The organism is Capnocytophaga stomatis (assembly GCF_002302635.1).
Taxonomy (GTDB): domain Bacteria; phylum Bacteroidota; class Bacteroidia; order Flavobacteriales; family Flavobacteriaceae; genus Capnocytophaga; species Capnocytophaga stomatis.
On sequence record NZ_CP022387.1, the window covers coordinates 2,205,729 to 2,228,160 of the forward strand.

General features: G+C 38.3%; 24 protein-coding genes and 1 riboswitch. Of the genes, 16 read left to right on the forward strand and 8 right to left on the reverse strand.

Going from position 1 to position 22,432, the window contains the following annotated elements; all coding sequences use genetic code 11:
- The first annotated feature begins 18 nt into the window (after positions 1 to 18).
- From carB to CGC58_RS09850, 14 genes are all read left to right on the forward strand, one after another.
- Positions 19 to 2,871, forward strand: a complete 2,853-nt coding sequence (gene carB, locus CGC58_RS09785) for a carbamoyl-phosphate synthase large subunit (RefSeq protein WP_042009502.1) — start codon at positions 19 to 21, stop codon at positions 2,869 to 2,871.
- A gap of 116 nt (positions 2,872 to 2,987) precedes the next feature.
- A complete protein-coding gene (locus CGC58_RS09790; RefSeq protein WP_095896540.1) occupies positions 2,988 to 4,058 on the forward strand; it encodes a DNA cytosine methyltransferase in 1,071 nt (356 codons plus the stop codon).
- Positions 4,055 to 5,098: a DUF262 domain-containing protein gene (locus CGC58_RS09795; RefSeq protein WP_095896541.1), complete on the forward strand. Its 1,044-nt coding sequence runs from the start codon at positions 4,055 to 4,057 to the stop codon at positions 5,096 to 5,098. The genes CGC58_RS09790 and CGC58_RS09795 overlap by 4 nt, the downstream gene beginning before the upstream one ends.
- Complete coding sequence (locus CGC58_RS09800) at positions 5,085 to 5,720, forward strand: MAE_28990/MAE_18760 family HEPN-like nuclease (protein ID WP_095896542.1); 636 nt, start codon at positions 5,085 to 5,087, stop codon at positions 5,718 to 5,720. Before CGC58_RS09795 ends, CGC58_RS09800 begins: the two co-directional genes overlap by 14 nt.
- A 7-nt stretch (positions 5,721 to 5,727) precedes the next feature.
- Complete coding sequence (locus tag CGC58_RS09805; RefSeq protein ID WP_095896543.1) at positions 5,728 to 6,303, forward strand: Crp/Fnr family transcriptional regulator; 576 nt, start codon at positions 5,728 to 5,730, stop codon at positions 6,301 to 6,303.
- Between the two features lie 94 nt (positions 6,304 to 6,397).
- On the forward strand, positions 6,398 to 7,129 hold the full coding sequence (locus CGC58_RS09810) for an MBL fold metallo-hydrolase (RefSeq protein WP_095896544.1): 732 nt from the start codon (positions 6,398 to 6,400) through the stop codon (positions 7,127 to 7,129).
- 67 nt (positions 7,130 to 7,196) lie between these two features.
- Positions 7,197 to 7,643, forward strand: coding sequence for a hypothetical protein (locus CGC58_RS09815; RefSeq protein WP_018278979.1), 447 nt, complete (start codon positions 7,197 to 7,199; stop codon positions 7,641 to 7,643).
- Positions 7,644 to 7,733: 90 nt separating this feature from the next.
- Positions 7,734 to 8,147, forward strand: a complete 414-nt coding sequence (locus CGC58_RS09820; protein WP_095896545.1) for a VOC family protein — start codon at positions 7,734 to 7,736, stop codon at positions 8,145 to 8,147.
- A 310-nt stretch (positions 8,148 to 8,457) separates the two neighbouring features.
- Positions 8,458 to 9,315, forward strand: a complete 858-nt coding sequence (locus tag CGC58_RS09825) for an AraC family transcriptional regulator (protein ID WP_095896546.1) — start codon at positions 8,458 to 8,460, stop codon at positions 9,313 to 9,315.
- A 6-nt stretch (positions 9,316 to 9,321) separates the two neighbouring features.
- Positions 9,322 to 9,801 carry a hypothetical protein gene (locus CGC58_RS09830; protein ID WP_095896547.1) on the forward strand — a complete coding sequence of 160 codons (480 nt, stop codon included), beginning with the start codon at positions 9,322 to 9,324 and terminating at the stop codon, positions 9,799 to 9,801.
- 446 nt (positions 9,802 to 10,247) lie between these two features.
- Complete coding sequence (locus CGC58_RS09835; RefSeq protein WP_198540722.1) at positions 10,248 to 10,988, forward strand: hypothetical protein; 741 nt, start codon at positions 10,248 to 10,250, stop codon at positions 10,986 to 10,988.
- Positions 10,989 to 11,239: 251 nt separating this feature from the next.
- Positions 11,240 to 11,917 (forward strand): hypothetical protein, encoded by a 678-nt coding sequence (locus CGC58_RS09840; RefSeq protein WP_095896548.1) that lies wholly within the window; start codon positions 11,240 to 11,242, stop codon positions 11,915 to 11,917.
- Positions 11,918 to 12,019: 102 nt separating this feature from the next.
- The gene (locus tag CGC58_RS09845; protein WP_095896549.1) at positions 12,020 to 12,553 is read left to right on the forward strand and encodes a Crp/Fnr family transcriptional regulator; all 534 of its coding nucleotides are present in this window, start codon (positions 12,020 to 12,022) and stop codon (positions 12,551 to 12,553) included.
- Positions 12,554 to 12,659: 106 nt separating this feature from the next.
- Complete coding sequence (locus CGC58_RS09850) at positions 12,660 to 13,685, forward strand: Acg family FMN-binding oxidoreductase (protein ID WP_095896550.1); 1,026 nt, start codon at positions 12,660 to 12,662, stop codon at positions 13,683 to 13,685.
- Positions 13,686 to 13,802: 117 nt separating this feature from the next.
- Here the strand turns inward: CGC58_RS09850 and CGC58_RS09855 are convergent, their stop codons facing one another.
- The 8 genes from CGC58_RS09855 to thiS form a co-directional block, all read right to left on the reverse strand.
- Positions 13,803 to 14,504: a HesA/MoeB/ThiF family protein gene (locus CGC58_RS09855; protein ID WP_095896551.1), complete on the reverse strand. Its 702-nt coding sequence runs from the start codon at positions 14,502 to 14,504 to the stop codon at positions 13,803 to 13,805.
- A gap of 72 nt (positions 14,505 to 14,576) precedes the next feature.
- The gene (thiH, locus tag CGC58_RS09860) at positions 14,577 to 15,689 is read right to left on the reverse strand and encodes a 2-iminoacetate synthase ThiH (RefSeq protein WP_095896552.1); all 1,113 of its coding nucleotides are present in this window, start codon (positions 15,687 to 15,689) and stop codon (positions 14,577 to 14,579) included.
- Positions 15,690 to 15,767: 78 nt separating this feature from the next.
- Complete coding sequence (locus CGC58_RS09865; RefSeq protein WP_095896553.1) at positions 15,768 to 16,526, reverse strand: thiazole synthase; 759 nt, start codon at positions 16,524 to 16,526, stop codon at positions 15,768 to 15,770.
- Positions 16,510 to 17,142, reverse strand: coding sequence for a thiamine phosphate synthase (gene thiE / locus CGC58_RS09870; protein ID WP_095896554.1), 633 nt, complete (start codon positions 17,140 to 17,142; stop codon positions 16,510 to 16,512). The genes CGC58_RS09865 and thiE overlap by 17 nt, the downstream gene beginning before the upstream one ends.
- 2 nt (positions 17,143 to 17,144) lie before the next feature.
- Complete coding sequence (locus CGC58_RS09875; protein WP_095896555.1) at positions 17,145 to 17,876, reverse strand: hydroxymethylpyrimidine/phosphomethylpyrimidine kinase; 732 nt, start codon at positions 17,874 to 17,876, stop codon at positions 17,145 to 17,147.
- Positions 17,852 to 18,451 carry a thiamine phosphate synthase gene (locus CGC58_RS09880; RefSeq protein ID WP_095896556.1) on the reverse strand — a complete coding sequence of 200 codons (600 nt, stop codon included), beginning with the start codon at positions 18,449 to 18,451 and terminating at the stop codon, positions 17,852 to 17,854. Before CGC58_RS09880 ends, CGC58_RS09875 begins: the two co-directional genes overlap by 25 nt.
- Positions 18,452 to 18,457: 6 nt before the next feature.
- Positions 18,458 to 20,263: a phosphomethylpyrimidine synthase ThiC gene (thiC, locus tag CGC58_RS09885; protein ID WP_095896557.1), complete on the reverse strand. Its 1,806-nt coding sequence runs from the start codon at positions 20,261 to 20,263 to the stop codon at positions 18,458 to 18,460.
- A 64-nt stretch (positions 20,264 to 20,327) separates the two neighbouring features.
- Positions 20,328 to 20,531, reverse strand: coding sequence for a sulfur carrier protein ThiS (gene thiS, locus CGC58_RS09890; RefSeq protein WP_095896558.1), 204 nt, complete (start codon positions 20,529 to 20,531; stop codon positions 20,328 to 20,330).
- Between the two features lie 89 nt (positions 20,532 to 20,620).
- A riboswitch (TPP riboswitch) is annotated at positions 20,621 to 20,720 on the reverse strand.
- Between the two features lie 274 nt (positions 20,721 to 20,994).
- Between thiS and CGC58_RS09895 the strand changes: the two genes are divergently transcribed.
- Entirely contained in the window at positions 20,995 to 21,567 is a 573-nt protein-coding gene (locus CGC58_RS09895) for a Crp/Fnr family transcriptional regulator (RefSeq protein WP_095896559.1), read from the forward strand.
- A gap of 85 nt (positions 21,568 to 21,652) precedes the next feature.
- Positions 21,653 to 22,423, forward strand: a complete 771-nt coding sequence (locus tag CGC58_RS09900) for a TIGR04255 family protein (protein WP_095896560.1) — start codon at positions 21,653 to 21,655, stop codon at positions 22,421 to 22,423.
- Positions 22,424 to 22,432: the final 9 nt, after the last annotated feature.

The window sequence follows — 22,432 nt, forward strand, 5'->3', positions numbered from 1 at the left end:
AACACCTATCTGAATATTATGCCAAAACGTAAAGATTTAAATTGTGTATTGTTAATAGGTTCGGGACCTATTATTATTGGGCAGGCGTGCGAGTTTGATTATTCGGGTTCGCAGTCGTTGCGTTCACTTCGTGAGGACGGCATCGAAACGGTGCTTATCAACAGCAACCCCGCAACCATTATGACCGACCCTTCAATGGCTGACCACGTATATTTAAAGCCATTGACCACAAAATCCATTGTTGAAATTTTGAAAAAACATCCTAATATTGATGCCGTTCTGCCTACAATGGGAGGGCAAACCGCTCTGAATTTGTGCATTGAAGCTGCAGAGAAAGGCATTTGGAAAGATTTTGGCGTGGAAATTATCGGGGTGGATATCGATGCCATTCAAATTACTGAAGACAGAGAGAAATTCCGTGTACTTTTGGACAAAATCGGGATTCCGATGGCTCCTTCCGAAACGGCAAATTCCTTCCTTCGTGGGAAAGAAATCGCTCAGAAATTCGGGTTTCCGCTCGTGATTCGTCCGTCGTTTACTTTGGGCGGAACGGGTGCTTCTGTGGTGTACAAAAAAGAGGATTTCGATACGCTCCTAACTCGCGGTTTGGAGGCTTCTCCCATTCACGAGGTGCTCATTGACAAGGCGTTAATGGGTTGGAAAGAATACGAGTTGGAACTCCTTCGTGATAAAAACGACAACGTGGTAATTATCTGTACCATTGAGAATATGGACCCGATGGGAATCCACACGGGTGACTCCATTACCGTTGCTCCGGCGATGACGCTTTCCGACAGAACCTTCCAACGTATGCGAGATATGGCAATCAAGATGATGCGAAGCATTGGCGATTTTGCCGGCGGTTGTAACGTGCAATTTGCGGTTTCGCCTGATGAAAAAGAAGATATTATCGCTATTGAAATCAATCCGCGTGTGTCGCGTTCGTCTGCATTGGCTTCAAAAGCAACAGGTTACCCAATCGCCAAAATTGCTACGAAACTGGCAATCGGTTACAACTTGGACGAACTCAGCAACCAAATTACCAAATCCACTTCGGCACTTTTTGAACCTACGTTGGATTATGTGATTGTGAAAATTCCGCGTTGGAATTTTGATAAATTTGAAGGTTCGGACAGAACTATCGGTCTGCAAATGAAGTCGGTAGGGGAAGTTATGGGAATTGGTCGTTCTTTCCAAGAGGCACTTCACAAAGCTACGCAATCACTTGAAATCAAACGCAATGGATTGGGAGCAGATGGCAAAGGATACAAAAACTATGAGCAAATTATCGATAAACTTACTAACCCAAGTTGGGATAGAGTCTTTGTGATTTACGACGCCATCGCGATGGGTATTCCACTTTCGAGAATTCACGAAATCACTAAGATAGATATGTGGTTCTTGAAGCAATACGAAGAACTATACAGCATTGAGAAAGAAATTTCAACCTATAAAATAGAAACACTTCCGAAAGATTTACTATTGGAAGCCAAACAAAAAGGCTTTGCTGACCGCCAAATCGCCCATATGTTGGGGTGTTGGGAAAGTGAAGTCTATAAAAAACGTGAAGAATTGGGTATCAACCGAGTATATAAGTTGGTAGATACGTGTGCTGCCGAGTTTAAAGCACAAACGCCGTATTATTACTCTACGTTTGAAGCTCCAATTCGTGATGCGAACGGCAATCTTTTCACAGCGAACGATAGTATCGTTTCCGACCGCAAAAAAGTAGTTGTGTTAGGCTCAGGACCCAACCGCATTGGGCAGGGAATTGAGTTCGATTACTGTTGCGTTCACGGAGTCCTTTCGGCTGCTGAGTGTGGTTACGAAACCATTATGATTAACTGCAACCCTGAAACGGTTTCTACGGATTTTGACACGGCAGATAAGCTCTACTTCGAACCTGTTTTTTGGGAACATATTTACGACATCATTCGTCACGAAAAACCCGAAGGTGTTATCGTTCAGTTGGGCGGACAAACCGCTTTGAAATTGGCTGAAAAACTCCACAAATACGGCATTAAAATAATCGGAACAAGTTTTGACGCGTTGGATTTGGCAGAAGACCGAGGGCGTTTTTCTACTTTATTGAAAGAATTGGGCATTCCGTATCCGAAATTTGGTGTTGCCGAAACTGCCGACGAAGCCTTAAAGTTAGCCGATGAGTTGGACTTCCCGCTTTTGGTGCGTCCGTCGTATGTGTTGGGTGGACAAGGAATGAAAATCGTTATCAATAAGCACGAATTGGAAGAACACGTGGTGGATTTGCTTCGTAAAATTCCGAATAACAAACTCTTGCTCGACCATTATTTAGATGGAGCTATCGAAGCCGAAGCCGATGCTATTTGCGATGGCGAAAACGTGTACATCATCGGGATTATGGAACACATCGAGCCGTGTGGGGTGCATTCGGGGGATAGTAACGCCACACTGCCGCCGTTTAACATCGGTGAGTTTGTGATGCAACAAATCAAAGACCATACGCACAAAATCGCCAAAGCCCTAAACACGGTGGGACTGATAAACATTCAGTTTGCCATTAAGGACGACACGGTGTATATCATCGAAGCCAACCCGAGGGCGTCGCGTACCGTTCCGTTTATCGCCAAAGCCTATGGGGAGCCGTACGTGAACTATGCTACCAAAGTGATGCTCGGTGAGAAGAAAGTAACTGATTTCGATTTCCAACCGAAATTGGACGGATTTGCTATCAAACAGCCTGTGTTTTCGTTTAACAAGTTCCCGAACGTGGATAAGCGTTTAGGTCCCGAAATGAAATCTACCGGCGAGAGTATTCTTTTCATAGACGACCTCAAAGACGACCAATTCTATGAACTCTACGCAAGAAGGAAGATGTATCTGTCTAAATAGGCGGTAGGATTTAGATAATAGGAAATAGTAAGGGCGAATTATAATTCGCCCTTTTTTTTGATAAGCAATCTTTTACATTTATCAAAAAGTCGTAACTTTGCCTCGTGGGTTATTTTATGAACAAAAAAGATAGAAATATTACAGTTATAGATTTGTTCTGTGGCATAGGAGGTTTATCTCACGGATTTGTGAGGGAAGGCTTTAATGTTGTCGCAGGTATAGATATTGATGAAACTTGTAAATACTCTTTTGAAACTAATAACGATGCTGTTTTTATTTCTAAAAGTGTGTCTGATATTTCCAAAACAGAGATTAATGCATTGTTTGGAAATCCTAAATATAAAATATTAGTTGGTTGTGCTCCTTGCCAACCTTTTTCTTCCTATACATTTAAAGATGAAGAAAAAAAAGACAATTCAAAATGGAAGTTGCTTTACGAATTTGCAAGATTAGTAGAAGAAACACAACCAGATATTGTTTCAATGGAAAATGTTTCTCAATTAATCAACTTTAAAAAAGCTCCTGTATTTGAAGATTTTATAAATTCTTTAAAGAAATTAGGGTACTTTGTTCATTATGAAATTGTAAATTGTCCTGACTATGGTATTCCTCAAAATAGAAAACGCTTGGTTCTGTTAGCATCAAAATTGGGAGAAATTAAGCTAATTCCTAAAACTCATAGTAAAGAGAATTATGTTACTGTAAAAGATACTATTGGTAAGCTTCCTAGAATTAATGATGGTGAATTTTATGAAAATGACACTTTGCATTATGCAAGAAAGTTAAGTCCGCTTAACAAAAAAAGAATTCAAAATACGCCTTATGGAGGAAGTTGGAAAGATTGGTCGGATGATTTAAAATTAGAATGCCATAAAAAAGAATCAGGAAAATCTTATCCAAGTGTTTATGGTAGAATGAAGTGGGACGAACCTTCCCCTACAATGACAACTCATTGTGTGGGTTATGGAAATGGACGGTTTGGACATCCAGAGCAAGATAGAGCTATTTCACTCAGAGAAGCCTCATTATTACAAACTTTTCCTGTGGATTATGTTTTTTACGACGAGACCAAAGAGAAATTACCCGTTGTAAATATTGCAAGACAAATAGGTAACGCAGTTCCTGTAAGGCTCGGAGAAGTAATTGCTCAAAGTATAAAGGAACATTTAAAAAAAATTAAGGAATGAAAACAGAGATAGAAAAACAGGAGGCAGAAGATCAATTGATAACCGAAAAAAGGCAAGTAGATTACGATACAAGGGAATTCGTAGTAGAGCATATTATTGATAAATTCATTGAGGGAGAATACAAAATTCCTCCTTATCAGAGGGAGTTTGTTTGGGATAAAGAAAAACAATCTCGGTTTATAGAGTCTGTATTGCTAGATTTACCTATTCCATATCTTTTTTTTGCAGATGATAAAGATGATGGTAAATTAGAAATAGTTGATGGTTCGCAAAGAATTAGAACATTAGTAGCTTTTAAAAATGATGACTTAACTTTAAAGGGGTTGGAAAAATTATATAAACTTAATGGGTTTAAATTTTCTGATTTATTAGAAAGTCGTCAAAGACGTTTTTTGAGAAAAACCCTGCGTTCAATTGAATTAACTGAAAGAGCAGATTTCGAAGTTAAAAAAGATATATTTCAAAGAATAAATACTGACCCTTATGATTTAACTGATATGGAAATAAGAAAGGGAATGTACCAGGAGGGAGAATTTTATAATTTGATTGTAGAGTGTTCACAAAATCCTTTGTTTATAGAATTATGTCCGATATCAGAAAATAGACAAAAAAGAGGAGAAGCACAGGAGTTAGTGCTAAGGTATTTTGCGTATTCAGAAAAATTAGCAGAGTTTACACATCGCGTAGATGTTTTTTTAGATGATTATATCAAGGAGAAACATAATGGTAGTTTTAATGAAAGTGAAATGAAAATTCAATTTGAAAATATGTTGGATTTTGTAAATACATACTTCCCTTACGGATTTAAAAAAGCACCTACTCATAATACTACGCCTCGTGTAAGATTTGAAACCATTGCAGTTGGTGTTACGTTGGCACTAAAAGAGAACTCAAACTTGAAAGTTGCTAATGTAGAAAAATGGTTAAACTCTGAAGAATTTAAAGAGCACACAACATCAGATGCTTCTAACAATAGATTAAAAGTAATTGGAAGAATTGAGTATGTAAAAAACAAATTGTTACAGAATGCAGCAAACTAAAAGAATTTTAGAGGAAAGGAGCACTGAAATTGATAGTTATTTTTGTTACATATCTTCGGTTGAAAATAATACAGATATGACTGTGTATAAGATATTAAAAGCCAATATATTACTAATGCTGTATAATTGTATTGAGGCTGTGGTATCTAGTTCTGTTGATGCAATTCGAAACAATATACATAAAGATTCTTCTGTAGATTTTAATTGTTTAAAAACTGAAATAAAGAAACAGATTATAAAGGACTTAAGACAGAACATCAGCCCTGAAGATTTTATTAGGCTCTGTACTGAAATATCAAGAGATGTTATAAAACTATCTTTTAAAAAAGAAAATATATCAAAAGGTAATATAGATAGAGAAGTAATTTCTTCATTAGCTATGGTTTATGGGTTTAATATTAAAAATAGCAATTATGAAGAAACTGCACACGGAAATACACTTGAAATAATAAAGGATAAGCGAAACGATCTTGCTCACGGATTATTTTCGTTTGCTGAAATTGGAAAAGATTACTCAACAACAGAATTAGGAAAATTAAAAGACCAAACAATAAAATATCTTGTTTTTGTAGTCAGGGAAATAGAACTATATTTGAGTAATAAATTATATATTCATAACTAACTTAAAAATGCAAACCACCTTTGATTTTTCCACACTTTATGCCCATCCGCTGATTTCGACTGAACAACTTGAACAAATTAAGGCGGTACATCGGAAGGTGAGTTTCAAGAAAGGAGATTTTATCCTACAAAAAGGCGAAGTTTCCAAAAGTTATTTCGCTTTGCAAAGTGGTATTGCTCGGAGTTTTGTCCACGATTACGAAGGAAACGACATTACTACGGGTTTTTTCTGTGAGCAGGAGTTTGTTATCAATGAATTGTCACTTTTTAAGCAAGAGCCAAGTTTAGAAAATATAGTTGCCCTGACCGATTGCATAGCGTGGGAAATTTCTTTCGAGGATTTTCAGCTGTTGTACCATTCCATTGCGGGAGTTTCTGAATGGGGACGATTGTTTATGACCGAAAAACTCTTCCAAACCCAACAACGCTCCCTCGAGATGATTACGCTTCCCGCCAAAGACCGCTATTTGCAATTCCTTAAAGACAAGCCACAAGTAATTCAAAGTGTACCTTTAAAATACATCGCTTCATATCTCGGAATTACCGATACATCGCTGAGTAGAATTCGGAAGGAGGTTTTTTGATGATAAAAATTGGGGGAAACATCAAACTTACAAAACAAAATTTATTTTGCAAATCAAATTATTGTATTACCTTTGTTTCAAAATTTTAAATTTTATGAATAAGATAATTGTAGCATTTATATTTTTTTGGTGTGTTGGTATGTCTGCTCAAAACTATGTTTCCGATACTTTTTCTACCAAAAACGGAAAACAGGTAACAATAACATTCATCAAGCACGGCAGTTTGGCAATAAATTATGAAAATGTATATTTTCAAATTGACCCTGTTGAAAACTACCAAAACCATACAACCGATTATTCACGCTTTCCGAAAGCAGATTTTATCTTGGTAACTCACGAGCATCACGACCATTTCGACCCCAAAACAATTGCTTCTCTTGAAAAGGAGAAAACAAAAATCATTCTGAATGAAAGTTGTCAGAACAAATTAGGAAGAGGAATAGCAATGAAAAACAGAGAAAAGCGTTCCCTTATGAAAAATGTAACCATAGAGGCTGTCCCCGCTTATAACACTACCATTGGTCGCGAAAAATTCCACCCACAAGGGCGTGATAATGGCTACATTCTTACCTTTGACGGCTTACGGATTTATGTGGCGGGCGACACGGAAGATATTCCCGAAATGGCAAATCTTTCAAATATAGACATTGCTTTTCTACCTGTCAATCAACCTTATACGATGACATTAGAACAAGCCGAAAAAGCAGCAAAAATGGTACAACCTAAGATATTTTACCCATATCATTTCAACGAAACTCCTGTTAGTGAACTTATTGAAAAACTCAAAAATACACCTATTGAAGTAAGGATACGACAAATGAACTAAAATCTTGTCATAAGGCAAGATTTTTTTCGTTCCAACTGCTTATTTTTGCCCAAATAAAAACATAACAATGGACACTCTCATATTAAAAACGCAATTTGAAGCCAATTTTGGTTTGATTTTGAAGAATTTAGAAGGAATTTCAGCCGAAGAATCGTTGATTTTTCCACAGAATGAGGCTAATTGTGTGAATTGGCTTTTAGGGCATTTGATTTATTCTCGCAATTTGGTTTTAAAAATTTTGGGTAAAAATTCCGTTTGGAACGATGAACATTTTGCTTTCTACGGAAGATATATCAACGCTAAGGATGTAACAGAAAAACTCATTGATTTTGAACTTCTTAAATCATACTTTCAGCAAACATATAAACCTTTAATGGACGGTTTGGAACAGTTTGAAAATCAACCTAAAAGCAATATTGTAGAACTTTCATTTTTGTCACTGCACGAGATTTATCATTGTGGACAAATCGGGTATGCTCGCCGATTGTTAGGAAAAGAAGGTATGATAAAATAGTTAATTTCTAACTTAAAATCTTGCCTTATGGCAAGATTTTTTTCGTTCTAACTGCTTATTTTTGCTCTTAATAATTAAAACGATAAAAAAATGGCAACAAGAATCAATCCGTATTTGAATTTTAATGGGAATTGCGAAGAGGCGTTTAATTTTTACAAAAAGGCTTTCGGGGGCGATTTTACAATGGTGGTTCGTTCTGATGAAACTCCGATGGAAGTGGCTGAAAATGAGAAAAACCGCGTGATGTACATTGAGCTTCCCATAGGCGAAAACGATAAACTAATGGGTTCGGACATTTTCGAATCGCTTGGGCAAAAACTTGTTACGGGCAATCACAACTATGTGAGTATTTCCGTAGATAGCAAAGCCGAAGCCGACCGTCTTTTCCACGCACTTTCCGAAGGAGGCGAAATAGAAATGCCTATGGAAGAGCAGTTTTTTGGCTATTTCGGAGATTTCAAAGATAAGTTCGGTATCTCTTGGATGATTATTTTTGAAGGGTGAAACTTTTACCACACATAGACCTATTTTCACAGACGACCTCAAAGACTACCAATTCTATGAACTCTATGCAAGAAGGAAAATGTATTTGAGTAAGTAGGGAATAGAAAATAGGGATTAGGCAATAGTAGGGGCGAAAATTTTTTCGCCCTTATTTTTTATAATTTTCCGACACGTTTATAAACTTTACAAAATTTCTTTTGCAACAGAGATAAAAAAAATCTTTTCAAAAAACAATTTCGCAAGATAGGAAAAACAAAATTCTTTTAAACCTTATTACCTTTGTTTCAGAAATTTAAAAGACACAATACTGATGAATACAAAATCTACACAAGCGGACTATCACGAGCGTATCAACCGAGTTCTCGAATACATCGGCACTCATTTAGATGAAAAAATAGAACTGAAAACCCTTGCCGAAATTGCTAATTTTTCAGAGTTTCATTTCCATCGCATTTTCAAAGCCTTTGTAAATGAATCTGTTGGTGCTTACATTACGCGTCTGCGGGTAGAGGCTTCGGCGATTTTGCTCCGATATTCTAATCTGTCGGTTGAGCAGATTTCGGAAAGAGTTGGCTATGAGATGCTTTCGTCTTTATCCAAATCCTTTAAAAAGTTTTACGGCGTAAGTCCTACCGAATACAGAAACAATAAAACAGTATATATTATGAGAAAAGAAGAATTTATTGCGGAAATCAAACTGAAAGCTCCAAAAATCATTGATTTAGAGCCGAAAAAAGTTGTTTATATTGCCCTTACAGGAACTTACGGAACACTCAATTACGGCGATACTTACGCCAAACTTTGGGCTTTCGTTAAGGAAAATAAGCTCTTTACGGCAGGTATTGAACATATTTGCATCTCGCACGATGACCCTAAAATTACGGAGGGAGACAAACAGCGGTCAGACATCTGTTTGGCGATTCACAAACCTGCCAAGCCTCAGGGCGAGGTTGGGGTGAAAGAAATTGAGGGAGGCAAATACGCCGTTTTTCACTATCAGGGTGCATACGACAATTTAGGGAAAGTGTACGACACAATTTTCGGAAAATGGTTGCCCGAAAGCGGTTACGAACTTCGCAGTATTGTTCCTTTTGAAAAATATTTGAACGATGCCCGAAAAACACCGCCTGAAAAACTTAAAACCGAAATCTATTTACCCATAAAATAATTAGCTATGACACTTACAAAAACAGAAAAAACAATCGGAATGGTGTTGGCTTTTTTACTGTTATTGCTGACATTCAGTGGCTCGTGGTATTTCTTTGCACAGCTGAAAGTAAGCCTGTTACAATGGGCGATGCTGAACGCTTGTTCGCCTTCAAGTTTGGTATATTTGCTTTGTTTTCTGCTGTTTATATGGAAGAAAAAAGCAGTTTTGTTGCCTCTTGCCCTCTTGCCGATGTATTATTTCGGAACGATGGGAATGTTTACTTTTGGTTGGAGCGGAGCCAATATTTTTGCTCAAATGTCGCATATCGTGATGACTTTGAATATTGTATGGGTGATTTATCTTTTTGTGAAAAACGCAAATTATCAGGCGTTTGCCAAAGGATTGCTATGGAGTATTTTGCTTTTTGTTCCTTATATCGCTTATGTGATGTACTATTGTCGAATCCACGCCGAAGATGTTTCTAAGCTATTACAGATGAATTAATTATAAAATTTTATTTTCTTAAAGAATACCCAATACAACTCCACCCCCACAGACGCCCTTACGGCGTCTTTTCTTTTTAACAGCATTTTAATACTAATCCGCTGAATTTTTACCACTTACGGCACGGATATTGCTGCATATATAACAAGAAATCCCTGTGAGAGATGAATGTTTACCCATAGGATTTTGATAATTCCCGTACAGAAAAGCATTCTTACAACAGGGAAGCAAGGTTTGACCTGCATTATATAAGTTATGACCCATAGGAAATCAATATTTACCAACAGGAAATGAATTCTGACTGACAAGAAATCAATCTTGACTGACAATAAATGGATTCTGACCGATAAAAAATGGATTCTGACCGGTAAAAATCCATTTCCTGCAAGTAAAAATCTATAAAATCAATAGAAAATTAAAAGTTTAACACCAAAAACACAATTATTATGAACGAGAATTTACATCAGAACGAACAAAACTTGAATCAGAATGACCAAAATCTGAATCAAAATGAGCAAACACCAACTCCGAAGAAGCGAAACGTGCATATTTCAATGGAGGAATGGATTCAGAGAATGCGATTGGCATTTTCTAACGGGAAACTGCCTAACATTCAGGAGCAAATGAGTCTGCTGGGCTATACTACTGAAAAACTTGACGGGCTTTTAGCCAAAGTAGAACGTTTGCAAGAATTACATCAAACTCAAAAAACGGAATATGCCGAGCAATACGCTGAAACGCAGAAGTTCGACCAAAAGTTTACGGAAATTAACGATTTGTACACCAAACATTTAGCTTTCTGTAAAATTCTTTTCAAAGGTGATACGTTGGCAAGTGCTTCGCTCGACTTTGCAGGCAAACGCAAAACGGCGTACAGCGATTGGTTGGTGCAAGTGGGGAATTTCTATTCGCAATTGCTCAAAAACCCGAACTTTATGACCAAATTGCAGGGCATCAACATCAAGGAAGAAGACCTTAAAGCGGCTCAAAATCGGCTTTCGGAAATCATCGCCTTGAAAGAAAGTCAGAAAAAAGAAACCGCTGAAGCCCAAAAAGCCACCGAAGCCCGTGACAAATTCTTCGATGAGCTTTACCCGCAGTACAGCGAGTTTGTCGCCTATGCCAAAGTTGCCCTTTCGCAAAGCCAAGACCTTGAAGCCTTGGGCATTGTTACCAAAAGAGGCTAAAGAATTAAAAAATTATCGGTAAGGACGTCTGTCGTGGCGTCTTTACTTTTCTTATATCGGTAATGGATTGAAATCTGTTTGGGTTTTTATCTTTTTGTTCTTTTGACTTAAATCAAAAATGCTGACTTTACTCAATGTTATAGGCACTTTGTCAAACTGAGCGAAGTCGAAGTTTTTATCCTAATATTCTTTCAAAAAAAGTCATAAAATTTATATCTTTGAACCGTAAAATTATCTTTGAAAAATAAGTCGTGGAAGAGAAGAAAACGTTTAGTTTGTTGGTTTATAGATTAAATAGAGCGCTTATAAGTATTTTTATTTTCCCTCTATTGATATTTATTGCTATTATCTTAGCTGTATATATTAAAATTCCGTATCTCAAATGGATAATTTCTTCGCTCGTTTTCATTGGGCTGACTTTATTGCTAATATATTCTATAGTCAGCCGACTTATAGTAACTGTTGAAAACAACAAACTTGTATTTCATTGGAACAAGAAGTTGATATTTAATTACAAAGAGATTCCTACGATTGATATTTCGGAAATAACAGCACTTGTTTTTGATGATGAAGGAAGAAATGTGCTTCATAAGATTGTAACCAGGAACAAAACTATTGCTTTTGTATGTAAAAATTCCTACCCACTGTTTAAAAGCGATACCAAACAATTCGTTGATTTTCTCAAAAGTGAAATAACTGACTTGAAAATCAAAGATGAATTGGACCTTTGGGCAGAAAAAGGGTATTTAATTTGGGCATATCGCATCAATACGGTATTGTTAGTATTGATTCCACTTGTAACTATTGTTATTAGCATTATGAAAGGGGGAAAGCCAAAACAATTATTACTATTGTTTGTTATTCTCCCAAAATTGATAATATATCAATTTGTAATGACAAAAAAAATAAAGAAAAATAGGAAAGAATAGTGTATAATTATGGTAAGAATGAAACTATTTTCGGTTAGTCTAAAACTCTGAAAGAGCGGAAGGAGTATCGTTTTAGTATTTATTAATTCAGAGCGAGTAAAAATGGAAATACCAACGGATTTGATTTATAAATATTTTTCAGAAATAACCTTCTCAAAGGGAGATTATCTGCTCAGAGCGGGCGAAATTGAAAAATATCTTTACTACATTGAAAGCGGAATGGTGCGAATATTTCACTATGATTTCCGAAAGGATAAAGAAACAACCGTTGATTTTATTTTTCCGAATCAGTTTTGTTTGTCGTACGAATCTTTTCGTGACTGCACGCCCTCGCTTTTGGAACTTCAAGCCATAAGTGATGTCCGTGCCTACCGAATTGACAAACAATTGCTTGATACGCTAATGAAGCAAGAAACATTCCTTCTCGTTAAGTCGCAAATTATGGAAGAACTCTTCGTACAGAAAGCCCGCAAGGAAATACAATTCCTCACACAATCACCGGAAGAAATATATAAACAACTTATTGAAAAAGAACCTGTTTTAGTACAAAAATTACCTTTGAAATACATCGCCTCATACATAGGAATAACTCCGCAGGCACTTAGCCGAATTCGCAGGCGCATCGTAACGGAATAGAAAAAGAGAAATGTTTGTAGCATAAAACCATTTTTTAACCGAGGTTCATTTTTTAGAGAAAATATAGTCGTTACTTTGCCGTAGAACGATAAAAATCTTTCAAAAAATGAGAACGTTAGCAATTTATTTTTGTTTAATTTTAATTGGAGGAATGATGAAATCAAATGCTCAAAACTCGGACTATATGCGTATGATTGAGTACGCCATTAAAGCCCCTTCCGGACACAATACGCAACCTTGGTTGTTTGAAATGACAGATAATCAGATAATAATTCATCCTAATTTTGATAAACATCTTGCTGCGGTTGATGGTGATAATCGTGAACTTTTTATCAGCTTGGGGTGTGCAACTGAAAATTTATGTCTGGCAGCTTTGGTGTTGAGTTATCAGCCAAATGTGAGCGTTTCCCCACAAGGAATCATCACGGTTCATTTGGAAAAATCAGAACTTGTAGAAAAAGATTTGCTTTTTGACCAAATTGAAACACGGCAGACAAATCGGTCGGTTTACAATAAGAAAGAAATCCCTGAAGAGGAGCTAAAAAGTATCTTGCAATGTTTTGAAGAAGAGGGAAATGGAGCCATTTATGCGTGGAAAAACAAAACTTCGGAGTTTGATTTGCTTTGCCAATTTGTGATGAAAGGAAATGAAATCCAGATGAATGATGAGGCTTTCAAACAAGAGCTTCTTTCGTGGATACGTTTTAACAAACGACACTCCGAAAAGACAAATGATGGTATCAGTTATGCCGCTTTGGGTGCTCCCAATCTGCCTCTTTTTATCACCAAACCCATTGTAAAAGCGTCGCTTAGCAGTAAAAAGCAAAATAAAACAGATGCTAAGAAAATAGCTTCTTCCTCGCACATAGTTCTTTTAACAAGTACGGAAAATACGGTGGTTTCGTGGGTAAAAACGGGACGCATTCTGCAACGATTTTTGCTATTGCTCACCCAGAAAGGCATTGCTCACGCATATCTTAATCAGCCTTGCGAAATTCCCGAATTACGGCAAAAAATGCAAAAAGAATTACCTATAAAAGGCGAGATACCTCAAATTCTTTTGCGTATCGGTTATGCAAAACCGCTCCCTTATTCAAAACGAAAATCCGTTGAAGAGGTAATCAAAAAGTAGATTGCGGGCTTTATTGGCATCTTGCTTGAAAACTCGATGAACACATCGGTAAGGAAGGAAATATCGTTGAAAAACATCGCGTTATAACGCTTTTATGAAGAGAAAATAAAGTTCTGCTTAAAAATCCACCGTTGTAAATCTGAAATTCATTGCATCTATAAGCAGTAGTTGATTGGTTTGTACGGGTAGTTGCAGACTTATTTTCAGTACTTGCATCGCCATAAGGCTGCCTACAATTCCTGTCAAAGCTCCCAACACGCCAAATTTGTCGCAAGTTTGGGCGTTATCGGGTTGTGTGGGGAAAAGGTCGCGGAGTTGCTTGCTTCCTTGGTAGTTAAAAACCGCAACCTGCCCTTCAAACGAAAATACACTGCCATATACCAGCGGTTTGTCGTGCTGTACACAGGCATCGTTTACGAGGTAACGCGTAGCAAAGTTGTCCGACCCGTCAACCACGATATCATATTGGGGTACAAGCTCATCTGCGGTTTGTTCATTGATGTACAAATCAAGCGGATTGAAATCAATATGCGGATTGAAATTGTGTATAAACTCCGAAGCACTTTCCACCTTTTTTTTGCCGATGTTTTTTTCGGTGTGGATGATTTGTCGGTTTAGGTTATGTAGTTCGAGTGTGTCAAAATCGGCAACTGCAATTTTTCCAACGCCTGCAGCCACCAGATATTGCAAAACGGGACTTCCTAATCCTCCGGCTCCGATTACTAAAACCCTTGTGTTGCCCAGTTTTCGTTGTCCTTCCGTCCCGATTTCTTCCATAAAAATCTGACGGCTGTATCTATTGAAAAGTTTGTCGTTCATCTGCGTTTTTTTGTCTCGTGGTTTGTTATTTTTCTCAGGATGAATGCTTTTGTTTTTGTATGCGATTGTAAATTAAACTGAAAAACTTTTGTCCCAATCTTTCATTACAGGGTCGTAGCCTTTTTGTTTGATGATTTCTCGGAAAACTTCCATTGGGCGTTCGTCGTTGATTTCAAATTGTTCCAATGATTCTTCGTCGGTGGTGTATCCGCCCGGATTGGTTTTCGAGCCGGCACTCATAGAAGTCGCCCCAATGCCGATGACATTATTTCGGAAGACGGCACTTTCACGAGTAGAGATGGATATTTCCAAATCGAAGTTCCAAATGCGATATGCACAGATAAGTTGCAACAAATCGCGGTCGTTCATCACGAAATTCGGTTCTATGATGCCTTGTGCCGGTCGCAATCGAGGAAAAGATACGGAATATTTGCTTTTCCAGTATTTTTTTTGAAGATAATCAATGTGTAGTGCGGTGAAAAAACTGTCTATACGCCAATCTTCCAATCCCAGCAGAACGCCTAATCCTATTTTATGAATATTTGCCTGCCCGATGCGGTCGGGGGTATCCAATCGGTAGTTGAAATTCGATTTTTTTCCTTTTGGGTGGTAGGTTTTATACACTTCTTTGTGGTAAGTTTCCTGATAGACCATTACGGCGTACGTACCGGCTTGTTGCAACTCGGTATATTGCTCGGCAGAAAGAGGTTGCACTTCGATGGAAATATTAGCAAAGTGAGGTTTCAACACTTTGAGGGCGTTGAGAAAATACGCCTGCCCTACAATATGATTTGCCTCGCCACTTACTAAAAGTACGTGTTCGACTTCCATTTTTTTTAGTACTTCTGCTTCCTGAAGTAGTTCGGCATCAGTGAGAGTTCGGCGTCGTATTTTATTGTCAAAACTAAATCCGCAGTAGGTACAGATGTTGTTGCACTCATTGCTTACGTAAAGTGGTGCATAAAGCTGAATGGTTTTCCCGAAACGCTGTTGGGTAAGCCGTTGGGTAAGCTGTGCCATTTCTTCCAGAAAAGGAGCTGCCGCAGGTGAAACAAGTATCAGGAAGTCCTCCACGGTATGTTTCTTTTTGACAAGTGTGAAGCGTACATCCTCGGCGGTGGTATTGTAGATTCGTTCTTTTATATTGTCCCAAGAATAGGTTTCAAATAATTCGATGAAAGACATTGTTGTTTTGGTTTATTTCTTTTGGATGTTATTTTTAGAAATACGATTTCAGAATAGTTTTGCCTTTTCAGATTTTTGTTACATTAGGAATCCCGTCAAAGGGCTGGATGCTTCGGCGTGTTTTTGTGTGCTTCCCAGTCCGCTTTCGTAAGCACGTCTGCCGGCGATTACCGCTTCTTTGAAGGCGATAGCCATTTGTACGGGGTTTTGTGCTACGGCAATGGCGGTATTTACCAGTACAGCATCTGCTCCGAGCTCCATTGCTTTGGCAGCATCAGAGGGGGCTCCGATACCCGCATCAACCACCACTGGCACATTGGATTGCTCGATGATGATTTCCAGAAAGTCAATCGTTTTCAGTCCTTTGTTCGTCCCGATTGGTGAACCCAAAGGCATCACGGCGGCAGTACCCACTTCCTCCAAGCGTTTGCACAACACAGGATCGGCGTGAATGTAAGGCAAGACCACAAAGCCTAATTTGGCAAGTTCTTCCGTAGCTTTGAGCGTTTCGATAGGATCGGGCAAAAGGTAGCGCGGGTCGGGATGGATTTCCAACTTTACCCAGTTGGTTTGCAAGGCTTCACGGGCGAGTTGAGCCACCAATACGGCTTCTTTGGCATTCCTTGCTCCCGATGTGTTAGGTAATAAATTTACGCCAGGCAACTGCAAGTGTTTGAGCAAATCGTCGCTTTGGTTTTGGTAATCTACACGTTTTAATGCCATTGTTACCAATTCACTCCCCGAGGCTTTTACACTTTCGGACATTAAATCGAGTGAGCCGAATTTGCCTGTTCCGAGAAATAATCGTGATTGAAATTCTTTATCTGCTATTTTCATTTTCTGTAAAAGTTGATTCTATTTGTTTTAAAAGTTCTGGTTTTTCCGTAAGCAATCCCGAGATAGCTACGCCGTAAAGTCCGCACTTTTTCAATAGAGAAATATCTCCTAATTCAATACCTCCGATGGCATAAATGGGAGGAGATGATAGATTATTTTTTTTCAAGTGATGAAGGATTTTTTGAAAACCCTCAACCCCCAAAATCGGACTTAATTTCTCTTTGGTAGTTGTAAACCGAAAAGGCCCTAAGCCAATGTAATCACAACCTTCCGCAATGCGTTGGAGTACATCTTGGAGAGTATTTGCCGTCCCTCCGATGATTTTTTTTGTTCCCAACAAAGTCCGAGCCGAAGCCACTGAACTGTCCTGCAAACCTAAATGCACTCCGTCTGCATCTACCTTTTGGGCAACGTCTGGGTTGTCGTTGATGATGAGCAGTGCGTTGTGCTTTTGGCAACGGTTTTTTACCTCGACAGCCAATTCCAAAAGTGCGATTGGGTCGGTTGTTTTCCACCGCAATTGGATGAGCTTTCCACCGCAATCAAGTACTTTTTGAATATTTGCGAGTTGTTCTTCGGCAGTTTTTCCTTGTGATATATAATAGGTATGTTGCATATTTAAAAATTGTAATTTCCCAAAAGAGAAGAATGACTATTTAAAAACTTTTCAATGAATTGTTTAGCGTGTCGGCAGGCGTTTTCCAAATCGTAGCCTTTTGCCCAATGCCCCGCAATGGCACTTGACAACACACAACCCGAGCCGTGTTTGGGTGGGCAATCGGTTTGGGTTGGCAAAAGTTTTATTTTCTGCTTACCAATGTGCAAAATATCTTCTCCCTTTTCGGCTCTGTGTCCGCCTTTTTGATAAATCGCCGTTTGCAAATTGTTGAGTACCCCCATTTCCGACAAAAATTCAAATTCAGGTTGATTGGGCGTTATCAGATTGATTTCTGAAAGCGTTTCACCAAGTAATGACAGATTTTCTATGGAAAAGAAAGTACCTCCCGAACTGCTTTTGAGTACAGTATCCCACACAATGGGCAAGTTTTTATCTTTGTTGCGAATGGTTTTCACAATTTCCGACAAAAAAACGATATTGGGTACGATGCCTATTTTTACGCACCGAACCGCGTAACGGTCGAGCAAGGTTTCAACCGCTTCTACCACTTCCGCTATTGGGAGCCATTGCAATTTTCGGAAAGTATCTTCGGTTTGTAAAGTAAGCGCAGTAAGCACCGACAGCCCTTGTACGGAAAGTCGTTCAAAGGTTTTGATATCGGCAAGCACGCCCGCACCTCCCGAAGGGTCAAAGCCTGCAATGCTCATTACAAAAGGTCGGTCTGTTTGCATAATTGATAATTTTTCACTGGACTGTTTCTTTGCCACACAAAGCCTAAAAGTGCTATTCCATCAATGGATTCATTTGCCAAACGATGTAAGTTTTCGGCAGAAATTCCCCCCAAGGCAATAAGCTCCACAGCAGTATTGGTTCGCCTTTTTAATTCTTCAAAAACATTTTGCTTAATGCCGTAACCTTTTTTGGAAATACTCGCAAAAACAGGACTTAAAAAGGCGTATTGCCAAGTATCAGCCAACAGGTTAAATGCATCTATCGAATGCACCGAAGTAGAGAGCAAAAGGTGTTTTTTGTACCTTTCGTAGGCTTTGTTTTTTCGGTCGTTTTCGGAAAAGTGAAGCCTCTGAATGCCCAATTTTTCCGCCAAGTGATGAAAAGAATGTAAAACCAATCTACTTCGGTGCGTTTTATCTATCGCTTCAATGTAGTCAAGCATCATTTTTTCCGTGAACTGCGGTTTTCGGATGTGAAAATAGTTCAATCCTTCGTTCAAAAGACCATTCACCCAATAGGTTTCATCGGGATAGGCTTTTTCAGGAGAAATAATGATGCTTTTTAGAGATTCCATTCCGTTTTACGAATAAATTTCTTTTCCTGCTTTGATAAATTCTTTGGACATATCTTTCATACCTTTTTCGGCTACATCGCGGATTTCCTGTGTAATTTTCATTGAGCAGAATTTCGGGCCACACATTGAGCAGAAATGAGCGATTTTTGCTCCTTCGGCTGGGAGGGTTTCGTCGTGAAATTCGCGTGCCGTATCGGGGTCAAGTGCCAAGTTGAACTGGTCTACCCAACGGAACTCAAAACGGGCTTTACTCAGCACATTGTCGCGGTATTGTGCCCCTGGATGTCCTTTGGCAAGGTCGGCAGCGTGGGCGGCAAGTTTGTAAGTAATTACTCCGTCTTTTACATCTTTTTTGTTAGGCAATCCTAAATGTTCTTTCGGTGTTACATAACAAAGCATCGCACAACCGTACCAACCAATCATTGCCGCTCCAATGGCAGAAGTGATATGGTCGTAACCTGGTGCAATATCCGTAGTCAAAGGACCTAAGGTGTAGAAAGGTGCTTCGTCACACTCTTTGAGTTGCTTCTCCATATTTTCTTTGATGAGGTGCATCGGGATGTGTCCAGGCCCTTCGATGATGGTCTGCACGTCGTGTTTCCAAGCAATTTTGGTGAGTTCACCCAGTGTTTCAAGTTCCGAGAATTGTGCTTCATCGTTGGCATCGGCAATAGCACCTGGACGTAATCCGTCTCCGAGTGAGAAAGCCACATCATACTTTTTCATAATCTCGCAAATTTCCTCGAAATGTGTATAAAGGAAGTTTTCTTTGTGATGATACAGGCACCATTTCGCCATAATCGACCCACCGCGTGATACAATTCCCGTAACGCGTTTTGCCGTGAGGTGAATGTATTTGAGGCGAACTCCTGCGTGAATCGTAAAGTACGAAACTCCTTGTTCGGCTTGTTCGATAAGCGTATCTCTAAAAATTTCCCAAGTAAGATTTTCTGCAATTCCGTTTACTTTTTCAAGTGCTTGATAAATAGGCACTGTACCAATCGGCACGGGCGAGTTGCGGATTATCCATTCGCGGGTTTCGTGTATGTTTTTTCCTGTGGACAAATCCATAATGGTATCCGCTCCCCAACGACAAGCCCATACGGCTTTTTCTACCTCTTCTTCGATGCTCGAAGTTACGATGCTGTTTCCGATATTGGCATTGATTTTTACCAAGAAATTGCGTCCGATAATCATAGGTTCGCATTCAGGATGGTTGATGTTTGACGGAATAATAGCACGACCTGCAGCAATTTCAGAGCGAACAAACTCGGACGTAATTTTTCCCACGGGCGTATTGGCTCCGAAGCTGTTCCCCGGATGCTGATTGGCAAGTCCTTTAGGCGCGTTTTGCAACTGCTCGATGCGTTGGTTTTCGCGAATGGCAACATATTCCATTTCGGGCGTGATAATTCCCTGACGGGCGTAGTACAGCTGACTTACATTTTTACCTTCTTTGGCAACTTTAGGCTTGTGATTGTATTCAAAACGAAGATGTTGGGTTTTAGGGTCGTTGAGTCGTTCTTTTCCAAAATCGGAAGAAACCTCGTCGAGAATTTCCACATCACCGCGGTCTAAAATCCATTGCTCACGCAAACGAGGTAATCCCTTGCGTACATCGATGGTAATGTTCGGGTCGGTATAAGCTCCTGAAGTATCATAGACCGTAATTGGCGGGTTTTCTTCTATATTTCCGTTAGCAAGATGCGTAGGCGTAAGAGTTATTTCACGCATTGCCACTTTTATCGGGTGTAGCTCTCCGTCCACATAAATCTTTTTTGAACTGGGAAAAGGAGTGGTTGTAATTTCCATTTTTGTATGATGTTTTAATTGATTATTTGTATCTATTTTTTAACTCTGAATAAATTGCGACGACCTATCCTCCTTGTGTTGCGGTGATGATAAGCACATTGTCCGAAGTGTTTACAAGCGTAGCTGCCCATTGCTCTTTGGCGACTACTTTTCCGTTGAGAGCAACAGCGATACCATTGGTTTTTCCGCTGGTAAACGAAAGCACCAATTCTTCCAACAGAGGTTGTTTTTCAAAATAAACCGATTGATTGTTGATAGTAATTTCCATTTCCGATTTTCTTTTTAGGTAAAAATAAAAGATTGCTGAACTCCGGAAATGTTTTCTGAAATACCTAATGAAAGATATTCAAAAAAGAAGATATTTTTTTCACTTATTCCCTACGCTATTATGATATAGATCAGGTTCAAAGGGTAAAATCTCAGCCCACTTGATTGGTGGACACCCCCAAAGTCTCAACGGCAAAGATATACTTTTTTTAGAAATTTTAAGCAATAATGAAAAATAATTGTTTTTTTGTTAGGCACACTCAACTCACAAAGACAACTTTTTAAGAGGGCAAATGTCCGAAAGTAGAAAAGTTTTATGGCGAAGCAATTCACTACAGTGAAAAGGTCGTTTTGTTTTCCTATAAAGATTTTATTTTGTGAATAATAAAGAGAAATGTATCTTTGTGCAAGGACTGCCCAATGAATCATTTTTAATATCTAAACCGTAAAATACCGAACACAAAATGCAAACCACCTTTGATTTTTCCACACTTTACGCCCATCCGCTGATTTCGACTGTTCAACTTGAACAAATCAAGGCAGTACATCGGCAGGTGAGTTTCAAGAAAGGAGATTTTATTTTACAAAAAGGCGAAATTTCCAAAAGTTATTTTGCTTTGCAAATTGGCATTGCTCGGAGTTTTGTGTATGATTATGATGGAAACGACATCACTACGGGTTTTTTCTGTGAGCAGGAGTTCGTTATCAATGAATTATCGCTTTTTAAACAAGAGCCAAGTTTAGAAAACATCGTTGCCCTGACCGACTGCACGGCGTGGGAAGTTTCCTTTGCCGATTTCCAAGTTTTGTACCATTCCATCGCAGGTTTTTCCGAGTGGGGGCGACTTTTTATGACCGAAAAACTCTTCCAAACCCAACGCCGTTTCCTCGAAATGATTACGCTTCCTGCCAAAGACCGTTATTTGCAGTTCCTCAAAGAAAAACCACAAGTACTTCAAAATGTGGCATTAAAGCACATCGCCACCTATCTGGGAATTACCGATACTTCGCTGAGTAGAATCCGAAAGGAGATTTGACTATAATATTATTTTTTTAAAATATATTGTAAATACATTTTTTTTCTTTACATTTGTCGCTTAAAGTAAATTATTTTAGACATAAATGTTTATACCTGTTGCTGGAAACCACTCAATTAGTAGAGTAAGTGCGAATATTTTTTTGCCTCAATCGCTGATTAAACCTGAAGATGTGTTTGATAAAATTAATCAAAAAAAAGCATTATCAGAGTATCAAAAAAAAGGGTTGATTTCTTCAAAGACCATTAATCTGCACAATGATGGCTTGCATATATCAAGTGATGAAATTTTTGGTTTTGTGTTTGAAGAATTCAATGAAATTGGAAGTAGCGTTAATGTGCTTAAGATTGAAAATATAAATGATAAAAGTAAATCTCAAATAAGTTTTGAAACAAGAGATTATACTAATTGGATGAATTTCAAAGAAAGATTTTTTAGAAATATTGATTCATTAGCAAATGTTTATCCTTTTTATGTAGAGGCAATGTCATTAAATTATATAGATGAATTTATTTGGCAATCAGATGAAAAAATTCCTGTGTCTTCGATTTTTAATCAAGATGCTGAGTTAATGAATTCTAATTTTATTCAATCACATAATGGGACTTTGGTTATAATTTCGCAGTCGGAACACAATCCCAAAGAAAAATTTAGGGAAGAAAAAACAGAAATTTTGTTTAATAATGATGTTAAAAGAGTTATTATTAATCATATATATGCCATTAAATTAGAAGATTTTAAAGGATATGACAAGTCTTTTTTAGAAGAGTTATTTAATGAAGCACATTCGAAAAATATAGAATTGTTGGACAAGATTTTTACTTCAGAAATTAAAAAAAATATCAATTTACATTAAAAATATTCA